The organism is Anaerostipes faecis (genome assembly GCF_910574135.1).
Classification (GTDB): Bacteria; Bacillota; Clostridia; order Lachnospirales; family Lachnospiraceae; genus Anaerostipes; species Anaerostipes hominis.
In genome coordinates, this window is record NZ_CAJSYK010000001.1 from 175,701 (window position 1) to 190,382 (window position 14,682).

Consider the following 14,682-nt stretch of genomic DNA (forward strand, 5'->3'; position numbering starts at 1 on the left):
GTCAGGAAACTTTTACGACAATGCATGATAAGTTGTCCAATTCCCCTCTTTCTTTTACTTTATCAAAACATTTTCTCACCCATCGTCTCATCTCGTCTTTGGAAGCTTCCACTTCGTAAATCTCCTCCTCCCTGAGCATACCGTAGAACCCGTCTGTGCAGAGCAGAAATTCCATCCCCGGTTTTAGTTTCCCATTGTAACAGTCAATGGTGATCTCCTTTGTAACACCAATGCACTGCATCAGAATATGTTTTCTGGCATCGGTCTTCGCTTCCTCTATGGTCAGCAGTCCGCGGCTGACTTCTTCCTGGACCAGGGTATGATCCCTGGTGACATACTTCTGGTCCCGGTCAAACCAATAGGCTCTGGAGTCACCGATGTTCAGTACAAAAAACCGGCGGTCTGCCGCAAAAAGAAGCGTCAGGGTGCTCCCCATCGTGTCCCCGTATTCTTGGCTCAAAAGGATCAGCCGGTGGTTGATCTTCTTGATGGCAGCCACCAGTTCCTTTTGAATCCTCATGATCTTCATCTTTTGTTTGAGGAGGACCGGGAGTGTGTGGGCAAACCACCGGTCCAGCGAACCTACAATGTATCCGCTTGCGATCTCTCCCCTGCTGAGTCCTCCCATGCCGTCGCACATAACCGCCATCAATATCTGCTGTCCGCAGATCTCTTCTTCTTTCAGGAGATAAGAGTCCTGATTGGAATCCCGGCCATTGCCCATATCTGTCATATCTACAATTTGAAACATAATGTAAATCCTCCTTTTATTTCCATTTATTGATCTCATTATACAATTATTTCCAGTCACAGTCAATTTATTTTTAAAAATTAATTGACTTTTTTTCCAGTCTATTATACCATTGTACTAGATACTTAATACAAGAAAGTGAGGTTTATTATGGCATGGGAATTATCCGATGACCGGCCGATTTATCTTCAACTGATGGAACATATTCAAGGCGATATCCTTTCCGGTGTCTATCCTCTCGGAGGAAAGCTGCCTTCCGTCCGGGATCTGGCCGCCTGTGCTTCTGTGAATCCGAATACAATGCAGAAAGCACTGTCCGAACTGGAGCGCAGCGGCCTGCTCTATTCCCAAAGGACCAGCGGACGCTTTGTCACCGAAGATGAGCAGTTGATTCAGTCACTGCAGGCTTCAATTGCCGAAAAGGAAATTGCAGAGTTCCTGAAGAAGATGGAACGATTTGGTCTGAAAAAAGAAGACATTATCAAACTAATAAGATAGCAATGAGAGGTATCTATATGAACTATATTCTTGAATGTAATAATCTTTCTAAGGTTTACTCAGGTTTTTTAGCCTTAGACAGACTAAACTTAAAAATTCCCTCCGGACGTATCATCGGTCTTTTAGGCCCTAACGGAAGCGGCAAGAGCACACTGATCAAACTGATCAACGGCCTGCTGACGGCAACAGAGGGAGATATCCTGTTTGACAGCCAGCCCCTCGGCATCCATTCCCGGGAGCACATTTCCTATCTTCCGGACCGGATGTATCTGCCGGAGTGGATGAAAATCCATGAAGTATTTACTTACTTTGATGATTTTTATAAAGACTTTAACAAAGAAAAGGCGCTCTATATGCTGAAGGATCTTGGAATTGACGAGAATAAGCGCCTGAAAACACTGTCTAAGGGAACAAAAGAAAAAGTACAGCTCATCTTAGTCATGAGCCGGAATGCAAAATTATATCTTCTGGATGAGCCGATCGCCGGTGTAGATCCCGCTGCCCGTGATTATATTTTAAAAACGATTATTTCGAACTACAATCCGGATGCCAGCCTGATCATTTCCACCCATCTGATCAGTGACATCGAAACCGTCCTGGACGACGTCCTGTTTTTACAGAACGGAAAGATCACTCTGTCTGCAACCGTCGACCAGATCCGGGAGGAGAAACAAAAATCTGTGGACCAGTTATTCAGGGAGGTATTCAAATGCTAGGAAAACTACTGAAATATGAATTGAAAGCCACCGCCCGGTATTTTGTGCCTCTGCTCGCAACATTCGGCGGGATCACACTGTTATTCAAACTGTTTATGATGATGATCGGATTCGGCAATGATCCGCTGCGCATGACTCTCAGCATTTTTATTGTGACCATCTATGTAGTGGCCGTGATTGCTCTGTACCTCATGTGCTTTATTATCTCTTTTTACCGGTTTTATAAGAACTTTTATACCGATGAAGGATACTTAAGCTTTACGCTTCCTGTTTCCATCAACCTTCAGATCCTGAACAAACTTCTGATCAGTATCTTCTGGTTTGTTATCTCCTCCGTCGCATTCATGTTCTCTATTTTTATTTTCCTGGCAGGTACGCCATACTGGACCGATTTCTGTCATGTGCTGTCCCTTTCATTCCAGGAATTTAACAAGATTGACCCAGGAATCAGATTTTTATTTATCACTGAGACTTTGTCTTCATTGATATTGAGTGCCATATCATCACCGCTGTTCGTATACCTCTGTATTACCATCGGAGGTCTTTTACCGAACCACCGCCTGGCGGCATCCATAGGAACTTATTTCCTTGCAACTGCGGCACTTTCACTTGTGACCAACATCTTCTCGTCCATCTTCCCGAACTTTATGAATTTTACCGGACTTGAGAAATTCTGCTACTATCTGCTGCCTATGATGATCATCGGCAGCATCATAGAGATTATCGTCTCCTTCTTCCTGACAAGATATCTCATGGAAAGAAAAACAAATCTCTGATCACACAACACTAAAAAGCCGGCAGGATAAAATTTCCTGCCGGCTTTTATATTTTACTAATCTCAATCTTACGATTCTTCTTCTCTGACCATCTCAAGATCCGCTTCCATGACTTTGATATCTCCCCGGATCTTTTCGATCAGATTAAACAGATCAATATATTCCGCTTCCGGATAATCCATATGAGACTCAAAATACTGCCGTCCAACCTGCTCATACAAATCATTTAATTCACGCTTCGCAACGCGGATATCATTTTTAATCTTTGCCGTATCTGCTACTTCCCTTGCCTTTTTCGCCGCTGCCTTCCCAGTAGTCGTTATAGTCTGCTCGATCTTATCAAATAAATCCTTTGGCATAATCACCGTCTCCTCACATACTTTTTCTTAAATTATACCTTAACACGCGAAGCGTGTCCACCCGTAGGGTATAAAATACGGGATGCCCTGTGGGTATACCTTAACACGCGATGCGTGTCCACCCGCAGGGTATGGCATTTTTATCTCTGAGGCATCTTAAAGCCTTCCAATGCTCTGTTCAGATAATCATTAAACGGTTTCATTTTATGAAAAATGTCTGCAGCTCTGTCCAGAAATTGTTCCCCATCCAGGAGTTCCTCGTCTTTTATGAAATATTCCAGATACCAGCTTTTATTCTTCAGATATTTAGCCTGTAGATGATCCTCATCGTAGCCTGCAGGCACATTTTTCAGTGCCGTGCCCTTTACAGCAAAATAGCTCTTAAACTCTTCAGACCCGATGATTTGTTCCCACTCCGCAGGATGTTTTGAAAGATAGTCCCGCACCATCCTTGTAGCGTCTTTAAACATATCCGCAAATAAACCTCCGCCTAAAAAAGACTGATCACCCGGCCGGATCATGATATAATATCCAACGGGAACCGGCAGTTTGCCTTTTGATGAAATGTGAGCGCGGAAACAGGGATTATACGGAGACTTATCACGGCTGAACCTGGTGTCCCTCACCAGTTGCATTGGCCTGCTGATACTCTTCCTTGTGCGCATGATACCACTCCCGGTTATTATTTCGACTGAGTTCCGATAAATAATTTAAAATCAGTTCCATATTCATGTATAATCCCTCCTCACGATTCTTTCACGACAGAAAACGGAGCAGAATCCAGAAACTCCCTGATAAACTGTTTCATTTTCTCCGGTGACCCATAGGATTTACAAAAAGAAAATTTCATTGATAAATCATCAATATCTTCCATTGCATCCTTCACATGAAACAATGTCTGTTCTGAAATTTTATCTGCCGCCGTATAATCCAGCTTGCCCGGGTCCAGGCGGTGATTCTTGATGGCATAGTTGAGCCTGTCTCTGCATCTGCATGTCCCCCGGCCAAATTCACCGCAGTAGCGGTCAAGGAAATCTGCAACTTTGCTGCGTATTCTGGAAAGCCTCTTTCGGTATGCCTCCGGTGTCATTCCCAGGATATCACCTGCGATACGGCTGTCCAGTTTAAACATTGTTCCCAGAATAAAAATACATCTGCTCTCGCTGTCCAGACACTGCAGCAGCACATTGGTACATGACATTTTCAGTTCTTCTTCTAAAATAGAAACCTCTACATTCTGTGTAAGATCAGGGATGTCCCGGATTTGGGCATTCTCAATATCATCCCTGTAAAAATCCAGACTCAGAGGACTATTGGCAAACATGTGCTTTTTATAATCCTTCAAATGGTTTACCGCAATCCTGTAGACCCACGTAGAAAAAGCACTCTCTTTTCTAAACGATGACAAGTGGGTGATGACTTTCACTATGATGTCCTGTGACGCATCCTCTGCATCCGCAAAAGTCCCGAGCATCCTGAGGGAAAGATTGAAGATCAGGTCCTGTACGCTCATGATCACTGTTTCCAGGGATTTTTGGTCTCCGTCTACGGCTCTGCCGATGAGCAGTTCAAGTTGTTGGTTTGTTATCTTATCCATAAATTTTACCTCCTGCAGTATTAGACATCAAAAATACTTTTTTGTGACAAAAAAACGGCAGAGAATTCAACTCTGCCGTTTTTAATAATTGCTATCTTAAATATTCAAGATTTTTTTCATTTCTTCTTCCATAGCTGCCGTCTCACAGACTGTATCGTGGAGGATCGGAGCCGTCCTGATCTCTTCGATGGCGCCGGGGACAGTCACGCCGGAAATTCTATGTAACTCATCCACTAATTCAAAATCAGACTTTTCATCATATTTTGGATCGATGGCATTCATTACGCTTCTGGTAAACTTATACGGGCTGGCGGTGGACGCTATGACTGTCGGTGTCTTGTCACCACTGTCTTTGATATATTTGTCATATGCCACGGATGCTACTGCCGTATGGGTATCCAGTACATAATGTTCTGCCTCATAGATCTGTCTGATCTTCTCCATAGTCTCTTCTTCTGTGGCATAAGCCCCGAAGAACTCTGAGAGCTGGTCTCTCATCTCCTGTGTGATCTCATATGCGCCGTCTTCTGTCAGAGCATTCATAAATTTCGCACACTGTTCGGCATCATTTCCAGCAATTCTGTAAATCAAACGCTCCAGATTGCTGGAAATCAAAATGTCCATGGAAGGAGATGATGTCACAACAAACTCACGCTTTCTGTCATATTCTCCAGTCCGGAAGAAATCAAACAAAACTTTATTTTCATTGGACGCACAGACAAACTTTCCGACCGGAATTCCCATCTGTTTTGCATAAAACGCTGCCAGGATATTTCCAAAGTTACCCGTAGGGACTACGACGTTCATCGGATCTCCTGCTTTTACTGCACCTTTTTTCACCAGATCCGCATAGGCTTTTACGTAATATACGATCTGAGGAACCAGACGTCCGATGTTAATTGAGTTTGCAGATGAAAACTGATACCCGTTCCCGTCCATCACTGCTGCCAGTTCCCTGTTGGAGAACATCTTTTTCACGCCGGTCTGGGCATCGTCAAAGTTACCTTTGATGCCGATAACGTAAGTATTTTCACCCTTCTGGGTCAGCATCTGCTTTTCCTGGATCGGGCTGACCCCGGATTTCGGATAAAAGACAATGATCTTCGTTCCCGGCACGTCTGCAAAACCGGCCAGAGCAGCTTTGCCGGTGTCTCCGGAAGTGGCTGTCAGGATCACGATCTCATTTTTCACATGATTCTTTTTTGCGGAAGTAACTAAAAGATGAGGGAGGATGGAGAGAGCCATATCCTTGAATGCGATGGTGGAGCCGTGGAACAGCTCAAGATAATATACATCCCCTGCTTTCACTATCGGAGCGATCTCCTCTGTGTCAAACTTGTCATCATAAGCATTGGCAATACAGGTCTTTAACTCTTCCTCTGTAAAATCTGTGAGAAACTCCTTCATAACCGCATACGCAATTTCCTGATAGGTCATCTCTGTCAGGTCTTCTACGGAAACCTGGAGCTTCGGAATAGAATCCGGCACAAAAAGTCCTCCGTCATCCGTCAGTCCTTTCAGGATCGCTTCAGAAGCAGATGCCGTCTCTTCCCTGTTTCTTGTACTACGATAAACTAAATTCATAATTACCCGCCTTTTCCCTGGTTTATAATCTGTAAGGCCATAAATGAGGCCTATTTTTTCTTTGGCTATGATTATAGCATACTTGTGAATTGCGGTCTAGCACGAAATACTGTACATTCTGCCGTTTTTTGTACTGCTCATCCCTGCGAACTGCCTACTCTTCCATGACATAAGCAAGCATCAGTTTCACTCCGCTTACCAGTGCCTTTTCATCCATGTCAAATCTGCCGTGGTGATTGGGAAACTGATCTTTACCTCCTCCCACAAATGCAAAGGCTCCCAGAATCGTCTTTAAATAGTTGGAATAATCTTCTCCTAGCATCATCGGAGGCACATGCACAAAGTCCTTCTCGGAAAAAATCTTTCCTGCTCCCCGCATGGCTCTCTCCACCGTCGATTCCCCGTTGATCAGAGGCGGATGACTGGACGGCGGATAATCTACGGCCGCTTCTCCTCCCAGCTGACCGGCTGTTCCCACGGCGATTTCGATGACCCGTTCCTTCACCATTTTTTCAGTCTCCTCCGAAAATGTCCGGACCGTTCCCTCGATTCCGGCAGAGCCGGATATGACATTTCTGGCTGTACCTGAGGTCATCTTTCCCACAGTAACTACAGCTGAGTCCAGAGGATCGGTATTTCTGCTCACGATCGTCTGAAGGTTCATGACCGTGGCGGCAGCGATCACCGATGCGTCCGTACAAAGATGAGGTTTTCCGGCATGACCGGATTTCCCTCTGATGTCTATAGAAAACCAGTCCGTAGCAGCCATTCTCGGCCCTGCCTCCAGAGAAATCTTCCCGGCTTCGATCCCGGAAAAAATATGGAGGCCGAAAATTTCTTTTACACCTTCTAATAGCCCTGACTCCAGGACCAGTTTTGCCCCCTGGGCAGTCTCCTCCGCCGGCTGAAAAACAAGAAATACTTTTTTTGATAATTCCTTTTCATGCTTTTTCAGAATACCGGCTGCGCCCAAAAGAATGGCTGCATGCCCGTCATGTCCGCAGGCATGCATATATCCCTGATGTTCTGACGCAAAAGAACACCCTGTCTCCTCTTTTACTTTTAATGCATCAATATCGGCCCTTAGGGCAGCCGCCCCCCTGCCCTTCCCGATCTCCGCCACAATACCTGTGGGATACAACGGTGTATAGGATATCCCCATGGCATCCAGCTGCCGCTTGATATAGGCTGTAGTCTTATATTCTTCAAAGGCCGTCTCCGGACATCGGTGAAGATCCTGCCTGTACTTTACGATCCTCTCCCTGGCCTGGTTTACTTCCTGAATGATATCCATTTTCTGCCCTTACCTCTTTCCAAAAACATTTTTGATCAGGTAGATAAGAAGAAGGATCATAATGATCGGTCCGATAAAGCGGAGCGCTACGGCGAACACGCTTCCAATCAGTATAATGACAATGATCACCGCTGCCAGACACCCAATCTTCGTCAGAAAAGAATCAAACACAAAAACTTTCGGAGAACCTTCCTCTTCATTCACCTGTTCTTCATAGGTATCTTCATAATAGATCTGCTCCCCGCCCTTTGTCTCGATGATGGATTTTGCGATAAGTCTTGGGCTGCCTAGTTCTTCCAAGATCTCCTGCTCACTCCTTCCATCTGCCTCCTGGCGGCTGAAATAATCTCTGTAATAGGAAATGGAATCCTCAATTTCACTCATCGGCACCTGTCCCTCCAGCGCTTCCCGGAGTTCCTTTAAAAACTCATATTTCGTCATCGTATGTCTCCTTTAGCTTCTTTCTCTTTCTGAATTTCAATAAAGGACCTCTGCCTCACTGAGAACACAGAAACGGCCGTCTTTTACTTCTGCCGTACTTATGGAACAATTCTTCAGCTTCGGCCCCTTCCAAAAGTCTCTCACATCTCTTTTATACATGTTTGTCAGCATTCCGTGAATAAACGCTCCGTGCGTAAATAAGATCACACTTTCTGCTTCCTTTTCCATCGGAAGAATAAATTCCTCCAGAAATATTTTCGACCGCTCTACGACCTGAGCCGGGGTTTCCGCGCCCTCGATCAGTGTCATCTTGTGCGGACGGTCAAAAAAGTCCAGAATAGGTTCTTTTTTTTCGTATAATTCATTCAGGTCAGCCCCTTCATACGGTCCGAAATTGGCCTCTTTCAGGCGTTCGTCTTCGATCAGCGGAATATCTCTTCCTGCAAGTACGATCTCCCCCGTTTCCCTGGCCCTGCTGAGCGGACTCGTATAGGCTGCGTCGAATCTGAAATCTTTCAGAGCCTTACTCGTGAGCCTGGCCGCCTCTCTGCCGGCCTCATTCAGATCAATGTCCGACTGTCCCTGAATCCTGCGTATTTTATTCCATGAAGTTTCTCCATGCCTCATCATGTATAATTTCAATAAGATTCCTCCTCACCTTAATTTTAATATTATATCCGTCAAAAACTATTTTAACGTATTTACCGGCTTTGCACCATAGCCTTTTCAGGACTTTTACAGCCTTACGCTGTGAGAATCATCTTCAGACATATATAGATTACAATAAATTCTTAAAAAACTATGGCATTTTTATCTTATTTTGCTATACTAAGTGTATGAAATGTTACCTATCCTAAAATGATATGGAATAAATCAAGAGAGGACAACTTATGAAGATTGAAATTGGAGACAAGATCACCCTGTCAGAAGAAGTTACTGACGAACTGACTGCCGCCCGCTGGGGGAGCGGAAGCCTTCCTGTGTATGCCACACCTGCCATGACACTCCTGGTAGAAAGGGCTGCCGTAAAATTATTAGAGGGAAAGCTGGATGAGGGCATGACCACAGTCGGCACCAATTTAAACATTTCCCATGTATCTGCCACTCCCGTAGGCTGCAAAGTGACCTGCCAGTGTCATCTGACAGAGATCAACCGCAAGAAATTAGAGTTTCAGGTGGAAATTATGGACAATAAAGGCCGAATCGGTATCGGCACACACGAGCGCTATATCGTAGCCGCCGATTCATTTTTAGATAATGCAAAACAAAAATTAAATTAAACATTCAGAACAAAGTGGGCAAGCCCACTTCAACGCCCCAACCCCTCACTCTTTGAGGGGCTTGACAACTTTGCGTGCCTGATGCAATTTGCCGCAGGCAAATAATTTCCTTACGCATCTGTGCACAACCCGCGGAGCGTTTTTATTTCATAGGGAAGGTCGTAGAACTTTCCTATGAAAATCGAGTAGGGGAGATTAAATCTCCCCTCTCACACCACCGTACATGCCGTTCGGCATACGGCGGTTCAACATAACTTCAAAGCATGACGTTCCATGTAATAATCGTAGCAACTCACAAGCCCTGCCTGTTTCAGCTTTTCTTTTGAGATTGCCCTGACTACACAGGTTTTCGTTACTATCCATTGATAGTGGTCTCCCATGTATGATGTCTGTCTTGCAAGGTCTTTTCCTATACCCAGCTTCTGCAATCCCCACTGCCGTTTCTTCGGTACTTTCCATTGTTTCCAGATTATTACTCGCAGTCTTGTNCGCAAATGTGCGTCTATGTCGGTCATTGCTGTTTTCATCCTACCTATTGCAAAGTAATTTATCCAACCTCGGATTACCCTGTTGAGCTGTTTTACCCTTTCCGCAAACGCCATTGATTTTCTTCTTTCTGTCAGCTTCTTTAACGTCCTCTTAAATTTCTGCACAGAATCCTTGTGTGGTCTGCACTTCCATTCTTTCGTCTTGGAATCTTTCCAGAATCCAAAGCCGAGATATTTGAGGTTCATTGGTCTTGTTATGTGTGTTTTATCTGCATTTACTTTCAGACCAAGCTTCCTCTCTATCCAGTCCGTTATCGAATACATAACACGTTTGGCACTTGCTTCGCTTCTGACTGCTATTACACAGTCGTCAGCGTACCTCACGAAGCGCAATCCACGTCTTTCCAACTCTTTATCCAGTTCATTCAGCATGATATTAGACAATAGCGGCGACAGATTGCCACCCTGCGGCGTTCCCTGTTCTGTTTTCTCATACCTGCCCTGCACCATGACTCCTGCTTTCAGATATTTCCGTATCAGCGATTCCGTATCTCCGTCATTTATGATGTTGTGGACAAGGCTCATCAACTTATCCTGCGGTACGTTATCGAAGAATTTCTCTAGGTCTATGTCCACTATCCACTCATATCCCTCATTGAGGAACATGAGCATATCTTTGATAGCCATTTCACAGCTCCTGTTTGGACGGAATCCGTAACTGTGGTCTGAAAACAGCGGCTCGCACATAGGGCTGATTATCTGTGCTATACCCTGCTGGATTACCCTGTCCATGACTGTCGGTATTCCAAGTTTTCTTTTGCTTCCGTTAGGCTTCGGGATTTCTACACGCCTCACGGGTTGAGGTTTGTAACTCCTTCCTCTGATTTGCTCCCTGATACTGTTCCAGTTCTTACGGATAAATCCATCAAGTTCTTCCAGTTCCATGCCGTCAACGCCGCCTGCACCCTTATTGGCACAGACTTTCTTATATGCTTCGTTCATGTTCTTTTTCTCCAGTATCTTTTCCAACAATTCCGACATACTTTGTGTGCTTCGCTCCTTTCCGCTCCCTGTGATTTGTCCTATGTTTATGCGTTTACAGCTCATATACGTTTCGCCTACATCCGCTTGTCGAATACTCACAGGTACATACATTCGTCTGCACGGTTACATTGTTCAGCCCTTCAGATTTCTCCTACTATGGCTTCTGCTGACTTCTCACAGTTCGTTGTTACTACGGCTAATGAAACCGCCTGTGAGACCTCACGGGATAAGTCCGTGTTCTTTCCTCGTCTACCCTCCCGATTTACGCACATGGGTTACGGCTACCTTTAGGACTTCGTTGCTTTAAGTCAACTTACCCACCATGTACGCCTTAATATCGGGTTTCTGTCCGTAGGGCTACGATTTCGCTATCCCTTCTTCTCGCCCACACCTCACGATGCAAACCTTGGGAGTCGCTTACAAGTTCGTCGGTAGCTACGCCTATGTGGACTTGCACCACAGAACACGGACATGCCCGTCATACTTAAAAAACGTCAATCCTTAATTTCGGATTGACGTTTTATTATATTCTGTGATAGTTGTCTTAAATCTTAATGTTTTCCTTTCAAGATCGGGGATATCCTCTTATATACCAAAAATGTGATTACAACGCTGAACATTCCTTTTACGAAGGTAAATGGCATGTTAAACCAAATTAATGCATCCCATAAGTTCCTGACATTGTGGTTGATCGCCTGGTAAGCTCCGATGATCGCTTCCATCGGCATGAAGTTTTCATAGACCGGATAGACGATAAAGTAGTTGGAAAACACACTCACGACTGCCATTATAACGGCTCCTGTCAGGGCACCGATCAATGCTCCCTTCTGTGATTTATTTCTCTTATAGATCAAACCTGCCGGAAGTACAAAGCAGACTCCCAGGATGAAGTTGGAAATCTCGCCTACTCCGCCGGACGTGGTGTGCAGAAGATTTACGATATTTTTAATAAAGCACACTGCGATGCCGGATACCGGCCCCATGGAAAACGCGGCGATCAGAGCGGGAAGTTCGGAAAAGTCCATCTTAATGAATCCCGGCATGATAAACGGCACGCTGAATTCAAAAAACATCAGGATTGTGGCCAGCGCTCCAAGCATGGCGGTCACTGTGATCTTTCTTACATTTACTTTACTCACTGCTGCTGTTTCATTCATCATTTTCTTTCTCCTCCATTTAACAATTCTTTTATTCTGAGGGGGCTGTCTGATCCAATCCCGCAAAATAAAAAATGCCCATGTCACCAAAGACAGGGCTGTGCTGAACGATACAAAAATACCGTCCATGGTTACTTCTTTCATCCAGACTATACTGTTGGTTTGAGATTCACACTCAATCGGCCTTTCGGTTCGCGGACTTGCCTTCTAAATAAAGAAGAATCACCGCCAGTCGAGAATTGACGCTTTTAAACGCCTCACTCTGCCCTGAAGTTGGAGAATTATTATTCTCTACTTCGATATGCAATTTTATACTACGTTTATTATAGACAAATTTTTCCCGTTTGTAAAGTCATCTTCAGAATTTTTTCGGGTACACATCGTTTTGTCTTTCCTTCTTTACAGCACTGTGGACATTTGGTAAACTTATAACAATCGGCTTTATGGGCCGTCTACATACAGATTGAGATATAAAGGAGAGGTAAGATTATGGGTATGCATAGAATCAATAAAATGCCGTCTTCTGAGGAACTTCAGCAGGAATTTCCTTTGAGCGAAGAGGCAAAACAGATAAAAATGGCGAGAGATGAAGAGATCAAAAAGGTCTTTACAGGGGAGTCCGAAAAGTTTATCGTGATCATCGGTCCCTGCTCTGCCGACAATGAGACAGCGGTGATGGACTATCTGGGACGACTGGCCGGCGTTCAGAAAAAAGTTTCCGACAAACTTCTGATGATCCCCAGGATCTATACAAATAAACCGAGAACAAACGGCGCCGGATACAAGGGAATGGTTCACCAGCCGGATCCAGAGAAAGCTCCGGATATGGCAGCAGGTCTCCGTTCCGTGAGAAAACTCCACATCGACGCTCTGGAAGCATTCCACATGCCTGCGGCTGATGAGATGCTTTATCCCGGAAACTGGCCTTATATGGAAGATATTTTATCCTACGTAGCCGTAGGTGCCCGTTCTGTAGAAAATCAGCAGCATCGTCTAACTGTCAGCGGATTCGACATTCCCGCAGGGATGAAAAACCCAACCGGAGGCGATCTCACCGTAATGATGAATTCTATCGTGGCCGGACAGAGTTCCCACAATTTCATTGCCAACGGCTATGAAGTAAATACAGACGGAAATCCTCTGACCCATGCGATCCTCCGCGGCTCTGTCAACAAGCACGGCAACAATGTGCCGAATTACCACTATGAAGATCTGGCAAGAGTTGCTTATATGTATGAAAAATTCGGCCTTGCGAACCCGGCTGTCATCGTGGATGCCAACCACTCTAACTCCGGAAAGCAGTGGGATCAGCAGCCAAGGATTGTCCAGGAAGTTCTCCACAGCCGAAGCTTCCTCCCCGAGATCAATTCTCTCGTTAAAGGCATCATGATCGAAAGCTACATTGAAGACGGCAGCCAGCCGATCGGAAACGGCGTGTACGGCCAATCCATCACAGACCCCTGCCTTGGATGGGAAAAGACCGAGGAATTACTTTATAAGATGGCTGAACATGTTTAAAATTCCCGGATTAACATAGCTCTCTAAAAAGCAGCCCAGCACCAGCAGTATCAGTTCCAGATGAATGGAAAACTTTTTTAAGAAGGAATGACCTGTATCAAAGGTTATTTCTTCTTTTTTTTCATCTCTTACATTCCGCTGGTACAGAAGATACATAGACCCGCCGTAACAGATATAGTGCGGAAACAGGCTCAGTATCACAATCAGCAGGCCTGCAATTCCTAAATTCATCACCTGGAGAGACAGGATAGAGCCCAGAAAAAAAGAAAGGCTGAAAAGTCCGCCGTATAAAAGCACAACCGGCTTCAAAATAAAACCGATCAGAAATAGAATTCCGTACTGCTTTCCCCTCTTAAATAAAATATAGGGCAGAAGGCTGCTGCCTGATATGTATAATCCTTTCCCGCTGAGCACAAGGGAATCCATCTGTCCCCCATACTCCAGATAATCTTTATACACTGCATTTGTAAAAAGGCTTCCCAGCACAAGACCGGTCAGCACGAACACGCCGATGAAAAATTTCTTCCGCTCCATCTAAATTCCCTCCCAGATATCATTTGCTCCGCAGATATAAAAAAAGAGCCACATAAAATTATATGTGCTCTCTTTTTTCTTTATGACACCGGGTATCTCATCCTTACAGCGTATTTAAATATGTCATGATTCCAGAAATCGTCTTGGCATCCACGATCTCTCCTTTTAGGATCATATCCTTCACTTTCTCCGGCGTAAATTCATATACATCGATAAACTCGTCTTCGTCCAGATTCTGCTCTGTCTTATGAAGTCCGGTCCCGACAAAGATCGGGATTTTTTCGTCGCAGAAGCCAATGGCAGTTACAATCGTGATCAGAGGTTCAATCTTTTCTGCCCTGCATCCTGTTTCTTCCTCGATCTCCCTTTTTACACAGTCGTACCCGCTCTCCCCCTGTTCAATTCCTCCGGCCGGTATCTCATAAGTCATTGCATCCAGAGCATTTCTATATTGACGGACCAGCAGGATATTTCCTTCCTCTGTGACCGGAATAATTGCTGCTGCTCCCGGATGCTTTACCAGGTCCCAGGTGACAGTATTGCCATTGGGCAGTGTAATGATATCTTCATAAAAGCCCACTACTTTTCCCTGGTGTACAAGATTCTGTCTGATTTTTTTATATCCATCCATATGATTCCCCGCCT

General features: G+C 44.8%; 16 protein-coding genes, 1 pseudogene and 1 riboswitch. Of the genes and pseudogenes, 5 read left to right on the forward strand and 12 right to left on the reverse strand.

Annotation, left to right across the window (positions count from 1 at the left end):
- Window position 1: 1 nt before the first annotated feature.
- Window positions 2-751 carry a PP2C family protein-serine/threonine phosphatase gene (locus tag QGT46_RS00875; RefSeq protein ID WP_024728320.1) on the reverse strand — a complete coding sequence of 250 codons (750 nt, stop codon included), beginning with the start codon at window positions 749-751 and terminating at the stop codon, window positions 2-4.
- Between the two features lie 150 nt (window positions 752-901).
- Here QGT46_RS00875 and QGT46_RS00880 point away from each other — a divergent pair, with 150 nt between their 5' ends.
- From QGT46_RS00880 to QGT46_RS00890, 3 genes are read left to right on the forward strand one after another with little or no spacing between them, the layout of a single operon-like run.
- Entirely contained in the window at window positions 902-1,249 is a 348-nt protein-coding gene (locus QGT46_RS00880; protein WP_024728321.1) for a GntR family transcriptional regulator, read from the forward strand.
- 17 nt (window positions 1,250-1,266) lie between these two features.
- Window positions 1,267-1,965: an ABC transporter ATP-binding protein gene (locus QGT46_RS00885; RefSeq protein WP_024728322.1), complete on the forward strand. Its 699-nt coding sequence runs from the start codon at window positions 1,267-1,269 to the stop codon at window positions 1,963-1,965.
- Complete coding sequence (locus QGT46_RS00890; RefSeq protein ID WP_024728323.1) at window positions 1,959-2,741, forward strand: hypothetical protein; 783 nt, start codon at window positions 1,959-1,961, stop codon at window positions 2,739-2,741. The genes QGT46_RS00885 and QGT46_RS00890 overlap by 7 nt, the downstream gene beginning before the upstream one ends.
- 68 nt (window positions 2,742-2,809) lie before the next feature.
- Here QGT46_RS00890 and QGT46_RS00895 read toward each other — a convergent pair whose 3' ends face one another.
- From QGT46_RS00895 to QGT46_RS00925, 7 genes and pseudogenes are all read right to left on the reverse strand, one after another.
- Window positions 2,810-3,100 (reverse strand): hypothetical protein, encoded by a 291-nt coding sequence (locus tag QGT46_RS00895; RefSeq protein WP_006566422.1) that lies wholly within the window; start codon window positions 3,098-3,100, stop codon window positions 2,810-2,812.
- Between the two features lie 140 nt (window positions 3,101-3,240).
- Window positions 3,241-3,832, reverse strand: a pseudogene (locus tag QGT46_RS00900) (DUF2461 domain-containing protein).
- 13 nt (window positions 3,833-3,845) lie between these two features.
- On the reverse strand, window positions 3,846-4,697 hold the full coding sequence (locus QGT46_RS00905) for an RNA polymerase sigma factor (protein WP_148458941.1): 852 nt from the start codon (window positions 4,695-4,697) through the stop codon (window positions 3,846-3,848).
- Between the two features lie 96 nt (window positions 4,698-4,793).
- Window positions 4,794-6,281 (reverse strand): threonine synthase, encoded by a 1,488-nt coding sequence (gene thrC, locus QGT46_RS00910; RefSeq protein ID WP_148458942.1) that lies wholly within the window; start codon window positions 6,279-6,281, stop codon window positions 4,794-4,796.
- Window positions 6,282-6,435: 154 nt separating this feature from the next.
- Entirely contained in the window at window positions 6,436-7,575 is a 1,140-nt protein-coding gene (locus tag QGT46_RS00915) for a M20 metallopeptidase family protein (RefSeq protein WP_148458943.1), read from the reverse strand.
- Between the two features lie 9 nt (window positions 7,576-7,584).
- Complete coding sequence (locus QGT46_RS00920; RefSeq protein ID WP_129700491.1) at window positions 7,585-8,016, reverse strand: DUF1700 domain-containing protein; 432 nt, start codon at window positions 8,014-8,016, stop codon at window positions 7,585-7,587.
- Between the two features lie 36 nt (window positions 8,017-8,052).
- Window positions 8,053-8,658, reverse strand: coding sequence for a histidine phosphatase family protein (locus QGT46_RS00925; protein WP_270432830.1), 606 nt, complete (start codon window positions 8,656-8,658; stop codon window positions 8,053-8,055).
- A 248-nt stretch (window positions 8,659-8,906) separates the two neighbouring features.
- Here QGT46_RS00925 and QGT46_RS00930 point away from each other — a divergent pair, with 248 nt between their 5' ends.
- Window positions 8,907-9,296, forward strand: a complete 390-nt coding sequence (locus QGT46_RS00930; protein ID WP_024728329.1) for a thioesterase family protein — start codon at window positions 8,907-8,909, stop codon at window positions 9,294-9,296.
- A 245-nt stretch (window positions 9,297-9,541) separates the two neighbouring features.
- On the opposite strand, the gene ltrA is transcribed toward QGT46_RS00930, so the two are convergent.
- Window positions 9,542-10,825, reverse strand: a complete 1,284-nt coding sequence (gene ltrA / locus QGT46_RS00935; RefSeq protein WP_148458873.1) for a group II intron reverse transcriptase/maturase — start codon at window positions 10,823-10,825, stop codon at window positions 9,542-9,544.
- A 554-nt stretch (window positions 10,826-11,379) separates the two neighbouring features.
- The gene (locus QGT46_RS00940; RefSeq protein WP_024728330.1) at window positions 11,380-11,988 is read right to left on the reverse strand and encodes an ECF transporter S component; all 609 of its coding nucleotides are present in this window, start codon (window positions 11,986-11,988) and stop codon (window positions 11,380-11,382) included.
- A 125-nt stretch (window positions 11,989-12,113) separates the two neighbouring features.
- A riboswitch (FMN riboswitch) is annotated at window positions 12,114-12,264 on the reverse strand.
- Between the two features lie 210 nt (window positions 12,265-12,474).
- Between QGT46_RS00940 and QGT46_RS00945 the strand changes: the two genes are divergently transcribed.
- Window positions 12,475-13,503, forward strand: coding sequence for a 3-deoxy-7-phosphoheptulonate synthase (locus QGT46_RS00945; protein ID WP_024728331.1), 1,029 nt, complete (start codon window positions 12,475-12,477; stop codon window positions 13,501-13,503).
- On the opposite strand, the gene QGT46_RS00950 is transcribed toward QGT46_RS00945, so the two are convergent.
- Complete coding sequence (locus tag QGT46_RS00950; RefSeq protein ID WP_024728332.1) at window positions 13,474-14,037, reverse strand: hypothetical protein; 564 nt, start codon at window positions 14,035-14,037, stop codon at window positions 13,474-13,476. The genes QGT46_RS00945 and QGT46_RS00950 overlap by 30 nt on opposite strands.
- Before the next feature lie 103 nt (window positions 14,038-14,140).
- Window positions 14,141-14,668 carry an NUDIX hydrolase gene (locus QGT46_RS00955; protein ID WP_024728333.1) on the reverse strand — a complete coding sequence of 176 codons (528 nt, stop codon included), beginning with the start codon at window positions 14,666-14,668 and terminating at the stop codon, window positions 14,141-14,143.
- Between the last annotated feature and the right edge of the window lie 14 nt (window positions 14,669-14,682).